Consider the following 16,544-nt stretch of genomic DNA (forward strand, 5'->3'; position numbering starts at 1 on the left):
GGAACGTGCCTGCGGATGAGCTGTATGAATAAAAATAAAATAAAAATAAAATAAAGACAATACGGCAATATAAAACGCACTTCATGGCGCTCTCTTTCAACTCGTTGACCTTGTGAGTATTAATACGGACTTTACTCATACGGCCCCCAAATCCTTATAACAGCGGAGCGCCGGCGAACAAGCGGACCGAGCCGTCCCGCAGGGCAGCTCATCCGCAGGCACGATCAATGGATTTCTGCGTTACTCTTCTGCGCTTGTCATTGGAAAAGTTTTTTGATATACTTGTTACAATTGACAGCAAGTTGCATTGCCTGAAGCTTATTATTAATCAGGAGGAGTTTATGTTTCAGCGATTGGTTGTTATTTTTTCATTTGCAGCAATTTTTTTATTGCAGTCATGTGCGACCGTAAAAAAAGAGGAAGTTGAGATTATAGAACAAAAACCGCAAGTCAGCAAAGTCCTTGAAAAACCGGCTGCAAGAGTGCTTAAAAGAAAGGTAGCCATAGCAAGGTTTACTAACGAAACAATATACGGGAAAGGTTTTTTTGTAGACGAGAATAAAGATCAAATAGGGAAACAGGCTATGGATATATTATCGGCAAAACTTGCAGCTACAGGCAAGTTTATTTTGCTTGAAAGAGCAGATATTGAAAAAATTAACAAGGAGTTGAAGATAGGCAATTTAGCTTCTTTAAATATCCCAGCAGATTACTTAATCCTTGGATCTGTTTCAGAATTTGGAAGGAAAACAACAAGTGATGTAGGATTGTTTAGTCGTGTCAAAAAACAAGAGGCATACGCCAAAGTAAATGTACGCTTGGTAGATGTTCAGACAGGCCAGATTATTTATTCAGAAGAAGGGGATGGACAGGCTTTCTCCGAGGCAGGAACTGTTATGGGGATAGGGGCCACGGCAGGTTATGATTCCAGTTTAAATGACAAGGCTATCTCTGCAGCAATATCCAAGCTGGCAAACAATATCGCAGAAAAACTTTTAGATAAACCATGGAAAGCATATATCCTTTCCCAAGAAGGCAGCAATTATGTAATTTCCGGAGGCAAGGCGCAAGGAATAAAAGAGGGAGATGTATTTACCGTCTATAAAAAAGGCAATAAAGTTAAAAACCCACAAACGGGAATGTTTATTGAACTTCCCGGGCAACCGATTGGAAAACTTAAGGTTTTGTCTACAGTAGGAGACGATCCAAATAATGAAATTTCTATTTGCACGTTATCGGAAGGGAATATAGCTGCTTATAACTTTGCTGATTTATACATACTTGAAAAATAAATCTGGAGGATAAAATGAAAAAAGTAATTCTTATATATAGCGTATTATTGCTTTTTTTAACCTCATGTGGATATAAAGAAGGAGTTGTACAGAAAGCAGAAAAAAGCTATCTCAAGTTTGTAGGTAATTGGCAGAACGCATTGGTTCAGATTGATGATACAACGCAATTCAAGCTCGAAAGTTCTGTTGTTAGCAATAACGAAACCGGGACAATAGAAGAAAAATCTCCTGAAGACAAATTATATCAACTTTCACCTGGGAAACATACGATAAAAATTTATAAAGATGGAATCTTAGTAGTAAACAGAATTTTATTGTTAGAAAATCAGGCGATTATGGAGGTTTTTGTGCCATGAAAAAGTTGCTTCTTTTCCTTTTAATCGGTTTTTTAATGTCAGGCTGCGCTAAACAGCAATTATACAATTGGGAGCGGTATCCCTTTTCGCTTTACAAGTATAAAAAAGACCCTACAGATGAAAACTTGCAAAAACACAAAGAAATGCTTGTAGCCATCATGGAAAATTCTAAAGAAAAAGACTTGCGGGTTCCTCCCGGTATTTATTGTGAATATGGATTTATCCTCTTAAAGGAAGGAAAAAAGGAAGAGGCGTTAAAATATTTTGACCTCGAGGAAAAAACCTACCCAGAATCGGCTGTGTTCATGCAAAACCTTAAATCATATATAGATAAAAGTGACAAACCGAGTAATGCTAACATTAGCAGTTCTGAAACAGCAAAGAAAAAGGAGGGTATATAATGCGTCTCTTTAAAGTACTAATATTATTTGTGTTAATTTTTACTGCAGGGTGCGCAAGCTATGCAACTAAAAAAGAGGCCTTCCCTCAAATGTATAATGAACGCCCTTTGTCAATTTTAGTTTTACCTCCGATAAATCAGACTACAGCAGCGGATGCAAAAGAATACTATAGCGTTACAGTGGCAGAACCACTTAGTTTAATGGGTTATTATGTATTTCCCATTGAGGTTACATCGGAGATATTAAAGAATGAAGGATTTTATGATACAGAGTTGCTAATAAATACTCCCCCGCAGAAGTTTAGGCAATATTTTGGTGCCGATGCCGTAATGTATATCGAAATTTTAAAGTGGGATACATCTTACTATGTCATAGGCGGTAATGTAAAAGTTAGTGTAGATTGTGTACTAAAATCTACTATTTCTGGAGAAAATTTATGGAAGTATGGCGGGACCATGGTGCTTGATACCACTGGAGGCGATGGCGGTGTCGGTGGTTTAGCGGGCTTACTTGTTAAAGTAGCTCTAACAGCTGCCCAAACGGCCGCTGCTGATTATATGCCCCTAGCAAGACGAGCAAATTTTATGATCATGTCTTCATTGCCATATGGTAAATATCATCCTCAGCACAACCAAGACGGTGATTCTAAAATTAAAATTATAAAAGAAGAAAATGTCGAAAAAAACTGAAAGTGAAAACAAATAAACACCAAAGAGGTGCATGATGGAAAAAAATAGTTTTGGATATCCCTGATGAAGTGCTAATCTCATTAAAAGAAACCTCTGAAGAGTTTTCAAAGGAAATTCGCATGTTGGCTGCTGTTCATCTCTACCAGATGCGCAGATTGTCATCAGGACGGGCTGCTCAACTTGCCGGCGTTCCGAGAGTAAGTTTTCTCCAATCACTTTCACACTATGGTGTTCCTGTTTTTGAATTAAGTCCCGATGAATTGCAGCAGGATATTCAGAATGCATGAAACGGTAATTATTAACACATCGCCTCTTTTTTATCTTCACAGATTAGGCTGCATTTATGTACTTGAGAAGCTCTATAGGGAATATCGTTATTCCTCAGGCGGTGGTAAATGAGCTAAAGGAAGGTAAAACAGTTGGCGAAGATGTGCCTGAAGTAGAAGACTACAAGTGGGTAACAGTAGAAAAATGTGGTTGTTCCTGCATTTATAAAAATGGTTCCGGATTTGGGAAATGGAGAAGCAGAAGTATTGGCCTTGGGCTGTCAAGAAAACAATCCGCTCCTCGTTATTGATGATGCCCTCGCAAGAAGGATTGCCAAGCTTCAAGAATTCAAATTAACGGGCACGGCTGGCGTCTTGGTAAAAGCCAAAAAAAGCAGGACATATAACACGGATAAGGTCTCTAATGGACAAATTAAAAGAAATAGGTTTCTATTTAAAAGATGAGCTTATTCGGGAGATATTAAAAAATGCGGGCAAAAAAAGCTAAGGATGTAGTCGGCATAATAGTTGGCGGTGGGCCTGCGCCTGGCATAAACGGCGTTATCAGTGCAGCCACTATCGAGGCTATTAACGAAGGCAAGGGTGTTGTTGGAATCAGGGGCGGATTTAAAAGCCTTTTTAACGGCGACAGGAGCGCTGCAGTTCCCCTCACCATAGACGATGTATCGAGAATACACACGCAGGGAGGCTCTATCCTTCGAACCTCCCGTGACTATCCAGATAGGGTAAAAGAGAGGTTTAAAATTCTCATGACGACCCTTAAGCAACTCGGAATTAAACACCTCATAACGATTGGCGGCGAAGGAACCCTTTTTATGGCCAACTGGATAGAAAAAGAGGCAAGGGGTGCTATAAATGTTGTTCATGTTCCAAAGACCATAGATAACGACATTCCACTTCCAGGAGGCGCATCCACATTCGGATACGAGACGGCAAGGCATTGGGGAGTGGAAATTGTCAAAAACATAATGGAAGATGCAAAGACCACGGGGAGGTGGTACTTCGTAACCACAATGGGCAGACACGCAGGGCATCTTGCGCTCGGCATGGGAAAGGCAGCAGGCGCAACAATAACCCTTATTTCAGAGGAATTCGAAGAAAGGCTCTCATTAAAAAAGATTGCCGATATACTTGCAGGCTCAATAATAAAAAGGCTCTCAATGGGCAGAGACCACGGCGTGGCAGTACTTGCAGAGGGAATAGCAGAGAAGTTCGACATCGAAGAATTGAGCCAGTATGAACAACTCGAAAAGGATGAGACAGGCAGGATAAGGCTCTCAGAGATTCAACTGGGAAGGGTGCTTAAAAACCTTGTGAAAAAAACCCTCGATTCTTTAGGGATAAAGATTACCATAGTCGATAAAAATATAGGATACGAATTGAGGGCCGCAGACCCCATCCCATTCGATATCGAATACGCAAGAAACTTAGGCTACGGCGCTGTGCGTTATCTGCTGAGAGGCGGCACAGGCTCGATGATAACATTCTTTGAAGGGCATCTGAGGCCAGTCCCCTTTGTGGAGGTAATGGATTATTCCACCGGAAAGGTGACGGTAAGAAAGGTGGATATTGCCTCCGAGACCTATGAAGTGGGAAGGAAATATATGATCCGCCTCGAAAAGGAAGATCTTGAGGGAGAGAATTTAAAACGCCTTGCAAAAACAGTGAAATTAAGACCGGAGGAATTTAAAAACAGATTCGGCTATCTTGTAGAGCCTGCTGCCTGCCTCTGATTTTTTCTTTTAGCTAAATTACCTTAAAAATCGTATAATTTTAATAAAATCACTGTCAGGAGGTTCTTATGGCAAGGGTATATTTACTTGCGAATGTATTGCCTGGAAAGGATGTATCAATAAGGGATACGCTGAGGGGGATAAAAGGGGTTGTGAATGCGGATGTGGTTACGGGGCATTATGACATAGTAGCTGTTATAGAGGCTAAAAACAGTTCGGAGATATTTGACAAGGTCCTCAAAAAGATTAGATTGATTAAAGGTATAAACCGCACAGAGACATTTGTCGCTGTGGAATAAGCATGAATGATTTTGAAAGGGCAGAGAGGCTGAAAGAGGTCTTTGAGTCCCTTTATGAGGTAAACAAGCGCATACCCATCATCGTTGAGGGCAAAAGGGATATAAGCGCATTGAGAAAGATAGGGCTTGTTGGAGATATCATTGCCCTTCATGGAGGAAAAGGGCTTTATGAGTTCTGCGACGATATTGCGGAAAGATTCCACAAAATAATTCTCCTCATGGACTGGGATGAGAAAGGCGAAAGCCTTCATAAAAATGTATCAGGGCACCTGAAAGGGATGTGGGAGGAGTTCTCTCCTTTCAGGGAGGTAATTAAAATCCTCTGCCAGAAGGACATAAAGGACATCGAAGGAATTCCGGTGCTCCTTGAGAGGCTTGCGGGAGAAGAGGTGAGGGTTGGCGAGGAGAGGGAAGGATTTTTAGGAGATATATGATAAAAGTTCTCGGCCATAAAGGCGAAGACATCGCTGTCGATTTTTTAAAGCAAAAAGGCTACAAAATCCTCAGGCGTAATTATATGACGCCTCTGGGAGAAGCGGATATAGTAGCTAAAGACAAAAACATCATTGTGTTTGTTGAGGTTAAGGCAAGGAGCAGCGATGCCTTTGGACAGCCATTTGAAGCCGTTAATCACAGGAAGCAGGAAAAGCTCAAAAAGATTGCCCTTTATTATCTAAAGCATAATAAAATAGAATTACCTGTAAGGTTTGATATCGTAAGCATCATATCCAGAGACGGAAAGGCAGAAGTAAATCATATACCGGAGGCATTTTAAAAAATGTATGTATATTTAAATAACAAAATCGTTCCTGCATCGGATGCGAAGGTCTCTGTATTCGACCACGGCTTTTTGTACGGAGACGGCATATATGAGACCATGCGTGTTTATGACGGCGTTGTATTCATGCTCGATGAGCATATCGAAAGGTTATATCGCTCGGCATCCCTTATAGGTCTTGCTATTCCTAAAAAAATATCTGATATAAAAATATCAATCTATGAAACATTAAAGGCAAACTCACTGACAAATGCCTATGTCAGGCTGACCATATCAAGAGGTTACGGCCCCATTGGCCTTGATCCCGAACTCTGCAAGGAGCCAACATTTGTTGTGATGACAAATGAGTTCACGGGTTATCCGAAGTCTTATTACGAAGAGGGAATAAAATTAACAATCGCATCTGTCAGAAGAAATCTCAGAGAGGCGCTCAATCCCCAAATCAAGTCTCTTAACTTCCTCAATAATATACTCGCAAAGATTGAGGCAAAGCAGGCCGATGCATACGAAGCCATAATGCTCAATGCTGAAGGCCATCTTACAGAAGGCACGATAAGCAATATATTTTTTGTAAAGAATGGAATTTTATGCACGCCTTCTGTTGAATGCGGAATCCTCGACGGCATAACAAGGGCCATGGTAATAGACCTCGCCTTAAAGAACGGGCTTGAGGTAAAGGAAGGAATATTCACTCCCGAAGAACTATACACGGCATCTGAGGTATTTATAACAAATACAACCATGGAGGTAATGCCTGCCCGCAGGGCTGATAAGATTGATAAGACAGAATTCAAGGTGGGAGAGATTTCAAAGCTGCTTTTAAAGAAATATCGACAAGAGGTGAATGGCTATGTCAAAGAGAAAAAAGCAGAAGACCCGTCTCTCTGGGAGTGAAATTGCAAGATTCATAGACCAGAGTCTTTTAAAGCCCCAGGCAACAGAGGCTGATATTATCAAGCCCTGCAAAACAGCAATAAAATATAATTTTTATTCGGTATGCGTTAATCCTTATTTTGTGCCTTTATGCAATGCACTTCTCAAGGGGCATGAAACAAAAGTAACCACCGTCATAGGCTTTCCCCCCGGCATGACCCTAAAGGATGCAAAGATATATGAGGCAAAACAGGCAGTCCTTTATGGAGCGGACGAGCTCGATATTGTAATGAACATAGGCGCTGCCAAATCAGGGAACTGGGACTATGTGGGCGAGGAGCTTTTAGAGATTATCTTTGCCACAAAATCAGCAGTCCACAAGGTTATAATCGAAACATGCTATCTCGCAGAAGAGGAAAAGATTGCAGCCACAAAAAATCGCATCTCTGTTCGGCGCGAAATTCATCAAGACATCAACAGGTTTTGGAACAAAAGGCGCAACTATAAAGGATGTGAAGCTTATTAAAAAGATTGTCGGAGACAGGGCAGAGGTAAAGGCAGCAGGAGGAATAAAGACATTATCTCAGGTCCTGCAATTCATAAAAACAGGCGCAATGCGAATAGGCACAAGCGCAGGCGTTGAGATAATGAAAGAGGCTCACTCAGGTATCTGATTGTATAAATAAACCGAAACCCCTGCGAATATTATCGGTACGATCCATGGTGCGACAAGCGGCGGGATGGTGCCTGCATATCCGAGGGACAGGAATAGAGAATATCCGAACCAGTAAACGAGGCTTATCAAAAGCCCCAATCCTGCTGCAATAATGCCGCTTCCAAATGCCCCCTCCTTTATCTTTTGCGAAGAAATAAGTTTCAGAAGCCGCTGCTCTGCAAAGTCTCCGCCCAGGGAAAGGGATATGCCGAGGAGGAGCATAAAGAGATTGATCAGCGGATATGAAAGCCTTGAGCCGATGTCAACGGTCAATTTTATGTTTTTAAACCCTGCCTCATTCAGCCTTCTAAGATATTTCATCAGCTCCATCATTGTCATCTCTTCCACCTTCCACATGTCCTCCTGAAATATCTTAGGAGATTCTATTGCAGGATAGGTAGTCTCTTTTATTGTTGTTATTTGCCCCTTTGCAATATCATAGAGGGTCACATCCCTCAGTTTCCATGCATTGCTCTCCCATTCCCCGGTTTCTGCGTCAATCCTTTCCCTCAGCCCTTCTTTGTCAAATTTGAAGATGCTGATGCCTTTTGAAATGTTTTTATCAGGGAGATAAAGGGAAATCCTCACTACCGAGCCGTCCTTTCCCCGCATGTAAAGGGCCCCTTCTTTAAAGGCAAGACCCTTTTCCTTTTTTGTTATTTTATTCTTTATGGAATGGAGCCTTTTTGATGTGGCTGGGACAATGATCTCTCCGAGCGCAAAGGCAGAAAGCGTAAGGATTACCCCGAGCACCACAAATGGCATAAGCAGGCTTTTCATCTTCCCTGCTGCTGCCTTTATGGCAACAATCTCCCTTCTCTTGATCGCCTGTGAGAATATAAAAAGGCTGCTGAGAAGGATTGCCATTGGCAGGAGATAATGGGTGTATCTTGGAATGCTTAGTGCCGTGTACTGCATAAGCAGGCCGAATGAAGGCTTGTAGGGCATGAAGTCATCGATCTTGTCAATAAGCCCTATGATGCTGAAGACGCCGGATATTCCAAGCCCCAGGGTTATGAGGACTTTCAAAAAGTCCTTTATGTACAGTCTCTGTATTATAAGCATTACTTTTTGTTCACCCTTTCAAATACGAACAGCGAAAATAATCCCAAAACGGCAAAGGCCATCCATGCGCCCGCAAGGTGCGGGAGCTGCCCCGACCGTGCTAAATTCTCACCATAGAGCAGAAGCGTATAGTAAACAGCGAATACAGACAATCCAACTGTAAGCCCTCCGAGCCTCCCTGACTTTCCTACCATGAGGGAAAGGGAAGGCCCTAAGAATATGATTATAAGGCATATTGCAGGCATGGAGAGCCTACGGTAGAACTCAAGGAGGAACTGTACCCGTTTTTCAGGAGACTTTTTTGATGCTGCAAGCAATTCCATGGGCGTCAATTCGCTGTTCTTCTTTTCTGCAGACCCCACAGGCGGATTCAGTTTGAAGTGATATTTGCCAAAGGCTATATCGGTAAAGATGTCCTTCTTTGTTATATAGATATGCCCGCTGGATAGAGAGAAGGCAAGAGACTCCTGTTCCGGAATTATCCTTCCTTCCTTTGCAACTATAACCTTATGCTCTTCCTTTTTCCTTTCGTCCACGATGAATATCCCTGAAAGCTTGTCCGGAGCCGGCTTTTCCTTAACCAGAATGACAATATCCTTAAAAGCTGTGTTGAATATCCCTTCCTCTATGGTCATGGGCGCCCTTGTGGTCAGCATCTCGGATACTTTTCCCCTCAGCAATGCGCTTCCCTTCGGGCTGAGATAAAAGCTCATGGCAAGGCTTAAAACAAAACATGCAATGCCCAGATATACAACAGGTGTCGATATGCCCCTGAATGACATGCCGCTGCCTCTCAGGACGATCATCTCGTTATCCGTGTTCATCCTCCCGTATGTAAGGAGCACCGAAAGGAGCATTGCCATGGGTATGGTAAGGATGAGTATCTGAGGCTGTAGATAAAGGATTATCTTTGCGATATCCGCAACAGAGGTACCGACACCAGAGAGAACCCTGCTCAGCCTCAGCAGTTTTTCCATCATAAGGGTGAAATTCAAAAAAAGGATGGAAAGGAGAAGGGATAACGCCAGCTCTTTCAGAATTGACCTATGTATCAATAACATACCCAAGTATATAAAATATCCTATCGGGAGCAAAAGGTCAAAAAACAAGTTTGCTTTTTAAGTGAATAATTTTTTATGCTATTAGTATCAAACTTTTGGAGGTATGAAGTGGTAACAATCACAGACAAGGCTGCTGAGAAGGCTACAGCCATTCTTGCAGCAGAAGGAAAAGATAGCCGGGGTCTAAGGATCTATAGCTCCGAAGGAGGATGCTGCGGACCCTCTTACGGTCTCGATATAGACGAAAGGCCGGCGGCCGATGACGAGGTAATTGAAAAAAACGGCCTCAGGGTATTTGTTGATAAAAATACACTTTCTGCTTTAACCGGTATGCAGCTCGACCATTATGACGATGGAGAAAGGGAAGGTTTCATGCTCAGCGGCGGCGCTGGTCCATCTGGTTTGGCCTGCAGTTCAGGCTGCAGCAGTTGCGGATAATGTTCCCAATACACAGATGCAGAAGACTTAGAAAGAACGAGACCATCAGGAGGATGGTGAGACAAACAGCCATTTCTCCTGATGACTTTATTTATCCCCTTTTTGTAACCTTTGGCAAGGGCATCAGAAAAGAAATAGCCTCGATGCCCGGATCCTATCAGGAATCAATCGACGAGCTTGTAAAAAACGCAAAAGAGATATACTCCCTCGGCATACCCGCAGTAATACTCTTCGGCATTCCAGAACACAAAGACGAAATGGGAAGCAGCGCCTATGATGACAACGGAATTGTCCAGAATGCCATTAAGGCCATAAAGGACGCTGTTCCAGAACTTTATGTAATTACCGATGTCTGCATGTGCGAATACACAAGCCACGGACATTGCGGCTTTATAGAAAAGGGCGATGTGAACAACGATAAAACCCTTGGACTCCTCGCAATGGAGGCTGTGTCCCATGCAAGGGCAGGAGCCGATATGGTCGCACCTTCTGACATGATGGACGGAAGGGTTGCTGCAATAAGGACTGCGCTGGACAGAGAGGGATTCAGCGAGATCCCCATAATGTCATATGCAGCAAAGTATGCATCCGCATTCTACGGGCCATTCAGGGAGGCTGCAGAATCAACGCCACAGTTCGGAGACAGGCGCTCATACCAGATGGACCCTGCAAACAGGCGTGAGGCATTGAAAGAGGTTGCCCTCGATATAGAAGAAGGGGCTGATATTGTTATGGTCAAACCCGCACTCTCTTACCTCGATGTTATATCCGATGTAAAATCATCCTTTGCTGTTCCGGTGGCAGCTTATAATGTGAGCGGAGAATACTCCCTTGTTAAGGCTGCAGGAAAACTCGGATGGATTGACGAAGACAGGGCGATGATGGAGATCCTCACATCAATAAAAAGGGCAGGCGCTGATTTAATCCTCACCTATTTCGCAAAAGACGCAGCAAGGATTCTGAACGGTTAACGAACCGCGTGGTATCCTCCGGGAACTCCTCTCTTAAAAAGAACAATTTGCCAGACCTGCACACACCTGGACCGGAATGCCCCTGCACTGCTTAGAAGATAATATTTCCACATGCGGTAAAATCTCTCATCACACCTTTCTTTTAATTTATCCCAATTTTTATCAAAATTTTTAAACCATTCAATCAGGGTCGCATCGTAATCAGCGCCAAAATTATGCAGATCTTCCATAATAAATAATCCCTCGATAGAAGCGCTGATCTGTTTCATTGACGGGATGAGTGAGTTGGGGAAGATATATTTACCGAACCAAGGGTCTGTTGTGACCCGAGACCGGATATCTCCTATAGTGTGTAATAAGAACAACCCGTTATCTTTTAAGCAATGATTAACGGTCTCCATATAAGTCCTGTAATTTTTATAGCAGACATGCTCGAACATGCCGACAGAAACAATATGATCAAATTCCCCGTGAATATCCCTTATGAACCCAATGACAGGGAATTCCAGAGAAAGCTCCATATGTTCCCTGAAGATTTGCGTTATTACGTCATACTCGCAGGCAGCATTATCGGCTCTGAAAATTCAAAGAGGATAAAAGAGACTCCGGAAGGCATTGTTGAAGACGCTGAGGGATTTGTCTCAAAGCTACTGGAATTGAAAGGCCCTGAAACAGATGGTGCATTCAAGGGAATCCTCGAAAAATATCCCATCGAAACATTAAATGACGAGCTGAGATTCTGCTGTCCGAATTGCCGGAATTTCAATAAGTGTCTCGAAATAGAAAATTTATCCATAGGGGAGCTTTTCAAAAGGCGGGTAAATGGAGAGGAAACGGACGAGATTAAAAAGGATATTAAGCTTCAGGTCGAAAATGCCCTTCGGGATACACCATACATAGATACAGACGAAGCCCATAAGCTTTGCAAGGACTTTATTTATCAATACAGTATTTCGAATATCGGGGAAGTCTTCGGACGTTATGCCGACATAGCAGCAACACTTCAGAAAGACTTTGGAATTGATTACAGGGAAGTCCAGCAGCAGATGGTCGCAATCAACATGGACTTTTATTCAAAGAGCGCCGAACAAAATTCCAGTGATACAGGGCAGTAATTTATATAAGGCCTACGGCCAGCAGGTTATTTTTGACGATATAGGCTTTACTGTCAATGCAGGCGAGCGCATCGGTCTTGTGGGCAGAAACGGCCACGGCAAGACCACCCTGTTTAAGATGATACTCGGTGAGGAGAAGCCTGATTCAGGGGTTATCAGCATTCCGAATCATTATAAAATAGGCCATCTTTCACAGCATATCAGTTTTACCGAGGATTCCATCTTAAAGGAGGGATGCCTGAGCCTTAGCCCTACAGAAGACGGTAGAGATGAGACCTGCAGGGTGGAAACCGTCTTAATGGGCATTGGATTCTCTGAAGAAGATTTTACCCGTAACCCATTGGAGCTTTCAGGCGGATACCAGATTAGATTGAACCTCGCAAAGCTGTTGGTCTCAGAGCCTAATCTTTTGCTGCTTGACGAGCCGACGAACTATCTGGACATTCTGTCCATCAGATGGCTCACCCAATTCTTGCGAAACTGGAAAAACGAGCTTATTATTAATCACCCATGACAGGGATTTTATGGACAGTATAACCACGCATACCATGGGCATCCACAGCAGTAAGATACGGAAAATAGAAGGTCCAACGCAAAAGCTGTATGAACAGATACTCTTGGAAGAAGAGGTTTACGAAAAGACAAGGATAAATGAAGAAAAGAAACGCAAAGAAACAGAGCAGTTTATAAACAGGTTTAGGGCGCAGGCCACACGCGCCAGTGCAGTCCAGTCAAAGATAAAGGCTCTCCAGAAAAAAGAGAGATTGGAAAAAATCCCAGAAATAAAAAACCTCGATTTTGAATTTAAGTCAGAGCCTTTCCTTGGCAAATGGCTTATAGAGGCAAATGACATGTCATTTTCATTTAACACTGAAGGCCATTCCCTGATCGATAAACTAAGCATAACCATAGGGAAAAACGACCGCATCGCAATAATAGGGAAAAGCGGAAAGGGCAAGACCACTCTTCTTAACCTGCTTGCAGGCGAACTGCCATCAATAAGCGGTACGGTTAATCATAATCCGAAATTAAGGCTCGCATACTTTGGACAGACAAATATACAGCGTCTTGATTCTCAGAAAACAGTCGAGGAAGAAATCCTCGATATGCTTCCTGAATACAACCGCAGGGCAGCGCGAAATATATGCGGTATAATGATGTTTGAGGGAGACAATGCCCTGAAGAAAATCTCCGTTCTTTCAGGAGGTGAAAAAAGCAGAGTGCTTCTTGGAAAATTGCTTGTCAGCCCGGCAAACCTGCTTTTGCTGGACGAACCCACAAACCACCTCGATATGGAATCCATAGATTCCCTTCTTGAGGCCATAGATGCATTTGAAGGCGCTGTTGTGATTGTGACCCACAGCGAGATGATCCTCCATGCCATAGCCACAAGGCTGATTGTATTTGATGATGGAAAGGTGAGAGTGTTTGAAGGCACATATCAGGACTTCCTCGACAGGGTCGGATGGAAAAGCGAGATAACCGAAAGCCAGAATAGTAAGGGGCAAAACAATGAGCAGACAAAAGGTGCGAGCAAAAAAGATATGCGCCGTATCAGGGCGGAATTAATCAACAGCCGCTCAAGAATACTTGGGGTTTTGCAGAAAAGGATTACAGGAGTGGAAGAAACTATAATGCACCTCGAAAACCAGATTGGGCAGGATACACAGGCACCTTTAGAAGTTTCCGTGAAGGGCGAAGGACAATCTATCAAGACACTCTCAAAATCCATTCATGAATCAAAGGCAGGAATCGACACCCTTTTTGACGAACTGTCATCGCTTACTGAAGAACTGGACATCAAGATAAGGGAATTTGAAGAAAGACTGAAGGAATCGATGATTAACGGCCATGTGGTATAATAACCATCAAACCAGAACAGGATGCAATCTGATGGAAGTGGCAATAGAAAACATAAGAATAGGCAATGGCAATCTGCCTGTAATCATCGCAGGTCCTTGCGTGATCGAAAACGAGGACATAACCTTTTATACAGCAGAGAAATTAAAAGAGATATGCAGCGCTGTTGGACTTCCATTTATATTCAAAAGCTCTTATGACAAGGCGAACAGGACATCACTGTCATCCTACAGAGGCCCTGGAATCGATAGAGGGCTGGAAATACTTTCGGATATCAAGGGCAAATTCGATATCCCTGTAATATCTGATGTGCATTCGGTTGATGAAGTGAAGCACGCAGCAGAAGTCCTCGATGCATTGCAGATACCTGCCTTTTTATGCAGGCAGACCGATTTAATAATCGAGGCATCAAAGACAGGAAAACCCGTCAATATCAAGAAGGGACAGTTCCTTGCACCGTGGGATATCAAAAATATCATCGATAAATTCGTATCTACTGGCAACAAAAACCTATTTATAACAGAAAGAGGTGCATCTTTTGGATACAACAACTTAGTTGTTGACTACAGGGCATTTCCCATTATGCGCTCATTTGGCTGCCCCGTTATCTTTGATGTTACCCACAGCCTCCAGCTTCCGGGAGGGCAAGGAAGTAGCTCAGGCGGACAAAGGGAGTTTGCAGAGCCCCTTGCAAGGGCAGCAGTTGCAGTTGGCATTGATGGATTATTCATGGAAGTCCATCCAGAGCCTGACAAGGCATTGTGCGACGGCCCGAATATGATAAAATTGTCTGATCTGGAAAAGATGTTAAATACCATAAAAGCAATATGCGAGCTGCTGAAATGAAGAAAAGGCACTTGCTTTATTTCTTTATATTAGCCATTATTTGCGTCATCGGATTGTACTCTCCTGCTGTTAGCGGAGATAGCCGCCAACAAAAAGAATCGCCGTATTTTTCAAACGAGGATATCGAAAAATACAAAAGCCCTTCCGATAATAAAACGCCTAAAACAAGAGCAGAGGCAGTAGAAACAAAGAAGAGGGCAGAAAAAACAAAGAAGCAGAAGGAAAAGGAATACTGGTGCAAAAGGGCAACAGAGTACAGGAAGAAAATAGAGAAGGCGCAGGAAGATGTTGAGGAAACAGAGAAGAAGCTCGCTGAAATTGAAGGAAACCCCTTGCCGGGTGAAAAAAGCAAAAAGGCACTGAAACAACTGAATAGTAAACTCAGGAAGTCAAAGAAGCAGCTCAGAAATGCAGAGAGGGATCTCAGCGATTTCGAGGACGAGGCCCATAGAAAGGGCATTCCGCCAGGATGGCTGAGATGCCAATTTGACTGGTGAGAGTCAAAATTGGAGTGATAGGGTAATGGATGATATTCTTGATATAGCTAAAAAGGTTCTAAAAATTGAGGCTGATGCTGTATCTGCCCTGATAGAAAAGCTCAACAGCGATTTTGAAAAGGCAGTTGAGATAATCTTCAGCAGCAGGGGCAGGGTTGTTGTCACAGGCATGGGCAAGTCAGGGCTTGTGGGCAAAAAGATTGCCGCAACGCTCGCATCTACAGGCACGCCGGCATTCTTTCTCCATCCTGCTGAGGCAAGCCACGGAGACCTCGGCATGGTCACTGCTGATGATGTAATAGTTGCCATATCCAACAGCGGAGAAACAGAAGAACTTGTGGGCCTGATTCCTTTCTTAAAGAGATTCAATGTAAGCCTGATTTCCATGACAGGGAATCCTGATTCGACCTTATCAAAGGCTGCAGAAGTTACCCTCGATGTTTCCGTGAAAGAGGAGGCATGTCCTATGGGGGTCGTTCCGACAGCATCAACGACTGCAACACTCGCAATGGGCGATGCATTGGCAGTTGCGCTTCTGATAAAGAGGGGTTTCAAAGAGGAAGACTTCGCTTTCTTCCATCCAAGGGGAAGCCTCGGCAAAAAACTATTCATTAAGGTCAAAGACCTTATGCATACAGGCGATGCACTGCCCTTTGTATCTCCGGATATGCCGATGATAAAGGCTACCGTGGAAATATCATCAAAGAGATTGGGAGTTGCGATAGTTGCAGGCAGCGATAAAAGAATTTTAGGAATTATTACGGATGGAGATTTAAGAAGGGGGATAGAGAAGTGGGGCAAGGCGTTTTTTGATATGAATGCAGGAGAGGTAATGACAAAAAATCCAAAGGTCATATCAGAGGATGAGCTCGCAGTAAAGGCTTTATCCATAATGGAGAAGTACTCCATAACATCCATTGTAGTTCCTGATGATAATGGAAAGGCAGTGGGAATAATACATCTGCACGATATCTTGAAGCAGGGGATAGTATAAATGAAGATTTTGTTTATTATAAAAAATTGCAGTAATCGAATATAAAAAAGAAGGAGGTACGCAATGCCTGCAAGACAAGGAGTAACTTTAAAAATACCTGAAGATATTATCCTTTCGCTTAAAATCCCTAAGGATAAGATACAGGAAGAACTTCTTAAAGAACTTTCTATTATCCTATACGAGAGACATATCCTTTCCCTTGGAAAAGCAAGGGAGCTGGGAAAAGCAAGGGAGCTGGCAAGAATGAGTAAATGGGAATTTCAGGAAGAACCCG

24 protein-coding genes and 1 pseudogene are annotated in these 16,544 nt (G+C 43.0%); 22 read left to right on the forward strand and 3 right to left on the reverse strand.

What is annotated here, in order from left to right; genetic code table 11:
• Nucleotides 1-341: 341 nt before the first annotated feature.
• The 14 genes from V7L97_RS07110 (at nt 342) to V7L97_RS07170 (ending at nt 7,382) form a co-directional block, all read left to right on the forward strand.
• Nucleotides 342-1,292 carry a CsgG/HfaB family protein gene (locus V7L97_RS07110; protein ID WP_333654577.1) on the forward strand — a complete coding sequence of 317 codons (951 nt, stop codon included), beginning with the start codon at nt 342-344 and terminating at the stop codon, nt 1,290-1,292.
• Between the two features lie 14 nt (nt 1,293-1,306).
• The gene (locus V7L97_RS07115) at nt 1,307-1,648 is read left to right on the forward strand and encodes a hypothetical protein (protein WP_333654579.1); all 342 of its coding nucleotides are present in this window, start codon (nt 1,307-1,309) and stop codon (nt 1,646-1,648) included.
• Entirely contained in the window at nt 1,645-2,049 is a 405-nt protein-coding gene (locus tag V7L97_RS07120; protein WP_333654580.1) for a DUF4810 domain-containing protein, read from the forward strand. Before V7L97_RS07115 ends, V7L97_RS07120 begins: the two co-directional genes overlap by 4 nt.
• Nucleotides 2,049-2,738, forward strand: coding sequence for a GNA1162 family protein (locus V7L97_RS07125; protein WP_333654582.1), 690 nt, complete (start codon nt 2,049-2,051; stop codon nt 2,736-2,738). Before V7L97_RS07120 ends, V7L97_RS07125 begins: the two co-directional genes overlap by 1 nt.
• Before the next feature lie 50 nt (nt 2,739-2,788).
• Nucleotides 2,789-3,025 (forward strand): UPF0175 family protein, encoded by a 237-nt coding sequence (locus tag V7L97_RS07130; protein WP_333654584.1) that lies wholly within the window; start codon nt 2,789-2,791, stop codon nt 3,023-3,025.
• 186 nt (nt 3,026-3,211) lie between these two features.
• Nucleotides 3,212-3,469: a hypothetical protein gene (locus V7L97_RS07135; protein WP_333654586.1), complete on the forward strand. Its 258-nt coding sequence runs from the start codon at nt 3,212-3,214 to the stop codon at nt 3,467-3,469.
• Entirely contained in the window at nt 3,429-3,512 is an 84-nt protein-coding gene (locus V7L97_RS13000) for a hypothetical protein (protein ID WP_442891780.1), read from the forward strand. Before V7L97_RS07135 ends, V7L97_RS13000 begins: the two co-directional genes overlap by 41 nt.
• The gene (gene pfp, locus V7L97_RS07140; protein WP_333654588.1) at nt 3,493-4,758 is read left to right on the forward strand and encodes a diphosphate--fructose-6-phosphate 1-phosphotransferase; all 1,266 of its coding nucleotides are present in this window, start codon (nt 3,493-3,495) and stop codon (nt 4,756-4,758) included. Before V7L97_RS13000 ends, pfp begins: the two co-directional genes overlap by 20 nt.
• Nucleotides 4,759-4,826: 68 nt before the next feature.
• Nucleotides 4,827-5,057, forward strand: a complete 231-nt coding sequence (locus V7L97_RS07145; RefSeq protein ID WP_333654590.1) for an Lrp/AsnC ligand binding domain-containing protein — start codon at nt 4,827-4,829, stop codon at nt 5,055-5,057.
• A 2-nt stretch (nt 5,058-5,059) separates the two neighbouring features.
• Nucleotides 5,060-5,491 (forward strand): toprim domain-containing protein, encoded by a 432-nt coding sequence (locus V7L97_RS07150; RefSeq protein ID WP_333654591.1) that lies wholly within the window; start codon nt 5,060-5,062, stop codon nt 5,489-5,491.
• Nucleotides 5,488-5,832, forward strand: a complete 345-nt coding sequence (locus V7L97_RS07155) for a YraN family protein (RefSeq protein ID WP_333654593.1) — start codon at nt 5,488-5,490, stop codon at nt 5,830-5,832. The genes V7L97_RS07150 and V7L97_RS07155 overlap by 4 nt, the downstream gene beginning before the upstream one ends.
• 3 nt (nt 5,833-5,835) lie before the next feature.
• Nucleotides 5,836-6,729 (forward strand): branched-chain-amino-acid transaminase, encoded by an 894-nt coding sequence (gene ilvE, locus V7L97_RS07160; RefSeq protein WP_333654595.1) that lies wholly within the window; start codon nt 5,836-5,838, stop codon nt 6,727-6,729.
• Nucleotides 6,686-7,234 (forward strand): deoxyribose-phosphate aldolase, encoded by a 549-nt coding sequence (deoC, locus tag V7L97_RS07165; protein WP_333654597.1) that lies wholly within the window; start codon nt 6,686-6,688, stop codon nt 7,232-7,234. Before ilvE ends, deoC begins: the two co-directional genes overlap by 44 nt.
• Nucleotides 7,221-7,382, forward strand: coding sequence for a hypothetical protein (locus V7L97_RS07170; protein WP_333654599.1), 162 nt, complete (start codon nt 7,221-7,223; stop codon nt 7,380-7,382). Before deoC ends, V7L97_RS07170 begins: the two co-directional genes overlap by 14 nt.
• Here the strand turns inward: V7L97_RS07170 and V7L97_RS07175 are convergent.
• Nucleotides 7,367-8,488 (reverse strand): LptF/LptG family permease, encoded by a 1,122-nt coding sequence (locus tag V7L97_RS07175; protein WP_333654600.1) that lies wholly within the window; start codon nt 8,486-8,488, stop codon nt 7,367-7,369. The genes V7L97_RS07170 and V7L97_RS07175 overlap by 16 nt on opposite strands.
• On the reverse strand, nt 8,488-9,543 hold the full coding sequence (locus tag V7L97_RS07180; RefSeq protein WP_333654601.1) for an LptF/LptG family permease: 1,056 nt from the start codon (nt 9,541-9,543) through the stop codon (nt 8,488-8,490). Before V7L97_RS07180 ends, V7L97_RS07175 begins: the two co-directional genes overlap by 1 nt.
• 114 nt (nt 9,544-9,657) lie before the next feature.
• On the opposite strand from V7L97_RS07180, the gene V7L97_RS07185 reads away from it, so the two are divergent.
• Nucleotides 9,658-9,987, forward strand: a complete 330-nt coding sequence (locus V7L97_RS07185) for a HesB/IscA family protein (protein ID WP_333654602.1) — start codon at nt 9,658-9,660, stop codon at nt 9,985-9,987.
• Nucleotides 9,984-10,958, forward strand: coding sequence for a porphobilinogen synthase (gene hemB, locus V7L97_RS07190; RefSeq protein ID WP_442891781.1), 975 nt, complete (start codon nt 9,984-9,986; stop codon nt 10,956-10,958). Before V7L97_RS07185 ends, hemB begins: the two co-directional genes overlap by 4 nt.
• Here hemB and V7L97_RS07195 read toward each other — a convergent pair.
• Nucleotides 10,955-11,398, reverse strand: a complete 444-nt coding sequence (locus tag V7L97_RS07195) for a class I SAM-dependent methyltransferase (protein ID WP_333654604.1) — start codon at nt 11,396-11,398, stop codon at nt 10,955-10,957. The two genes, hemB and V7L97_RS07195, sit on opposite strands and share 4 nt — an antisense overlap.
• On the opposite strand from V7L97_RS07195, the gene V7L97_RS07200 reads away from it, so the two are divergent.
• The 6 genes and pseudogenes from V7L97_RS07200 to V7L97_RS07230 all read left to right on the forward strand — a co-directional run.
• Nucleotides 11,342-12,073 carry a hypothetical protein gene (locus V7L97_RS07200; protein WP_333654627.1) on the forward strand — a complete coding sequence of 244 codons (732 nt, stop codon included), beginning with the start codon at nt 11,342-11,344 and terminating at the stop codon, nt 12,071-12,073. The two genes, V7L97_RS07195 and V7L97_RS07200, sit on opposite strands and share 57 nt — an antisense overlap.
• Nucleotides 12,057-13,935: pseudogene (locus V7L97_RS07210) on the forward strand (ABC-F family ATP-binding cassette domain-containing protein). The gene V7L97_RS07200 and the pseudogene V7L97_RS07210 overlap by 17 nt, the downstream one beginning before the upstream one ends.
• A gap of 31 nt (nt 13,936-13,966) precedes the next feature.
• A complete protein-coding gene (gene kdsA, locus V7L97_RS07215) occupies nt 13,967-14,779 on the forward strand; it encodes a 3-deoxy-8-phosphooctulonate synthase (protein WP_333654613.1) in 813 nt (270 codons plus the stop codon).
• Entirely contained in the window at nt 14,776-15,276 is a 501-nt protein-coding gene (locus V7L97_RS07220; protein WP_333654614.1) for a hypothetical protein, read from the forward strand. The genes kdsA and V7L97_RS07220 overlap by 4 nt, the downstream gene beginning before the upstream one ends.
• 25 nt (nt 15,277-15,301) lie before the next feature.
• Complete coding sequence (locus V7L97_RS07225; RefSeq protein ID WP_333654615.1) at nt 15,302-16,270, forward strand: KpsF/GutQ family sugar-phosphate isomerase; 969 nt, start codon at nt 15,302-15,304, stop codon at nt 16,268-16,270.
• A gap of 63 nt (nt 16,271-16,333) precedes the next feature.
• Nucleotides 16,334-16,544: UPF0175 family protein (locus V7L97_RS07230; RefSeq protein ID WP_333654616.1), on the forward strand; the 211-nt coding region annotated here is incomplete at its 3' end.

The sequence above is a fragment of the Dissulfurispira sp. genome, from assembly GCF_036745535.1.
GTDB lineage: Bacteria > Nitrospirota > Thermodesulfovibrionia > Thermodesulfovibrionales > Dissulfurispiraceae > Dissulfurispira.